The 576-nt window shown below is 74.5% G+C and carries 1 protein-coding gene; it reads right to left on the bottom strand.

The genetic code is table 11. The features are described from left to right. On the bottom strand, positions 1-576 hold a 576-nt coding region (locus FJV41_RS57135; protein WP_141649569.1), incomplete at both ends, for an efflux RND transporter periplasmic adaptor subunit.

Genomic DNA, 576 nt, shown 5'->3' with positions numbered 1-576 from the left:
GTGTCGCCGTCGTTCAGGAAGGCGCCACCGCGCTCGACGACCGTGGCGCGCTCGGGCAGCCCCGAGACGATCTCGACCCGCTCGCCCGTGCGCTGGCCGGTCTTCACCTGGCGCATCGCCACGCGGCCGCCCTCGCCGACCTCGAACACGGCGGTGAAGCCGTCGCGCACCACCACGGCCGACTGCGGCACGGTGAGCGTGTCGCGCTGCGCGAGCAGGAACTCGCCGCGCGCGAACATGCCGGCGCGGATGTCCGGGTGCGCGGGCAGGTCCACGTAAATGAGGGCGTTGCGCGTCTGCGCATCCACCGTGGGGGCGACCACGCGCACGGTGCCTTCCACCTCGGCCCCGCTCGCCGCGGTGACGCGCGCGCGCATGCCGGGCCGCACGCGCGGCAGCTCGCTGGAGGTGATTTCCGCGCGCCATTCGAGCCGGCCCTTGCGCACCATGCGGAACAGCTCGGTGCCGGCGCCTACCACCGCGCCCACGGTGGCGGTGCGCGAGGAGATGACGCCACTGTCGGGCGCCAGCACCTGGGTGTGCTTCAGGCGCAGCTGCTGCGCGGAGAGGGCGGCC

It is taken from the genome of Myxococcus llanfairpwllgwyngyllgogerychwyrndrobwllllantysiliogogogochensis (assembly GCF_006636215.1).
Taxonomy (GTDB): Bacteria; Myxococcota; Myxococcia; order Myxococcales; family Myxococcaceae; genus Myxococcus; species Myxococcus llanfairpwllgwyngyllgogerychwyrndrobwllllantysiliogogogochensis.
This window is presented reverse-complemented; position numbering and strand designations above follow the sequence as displayed.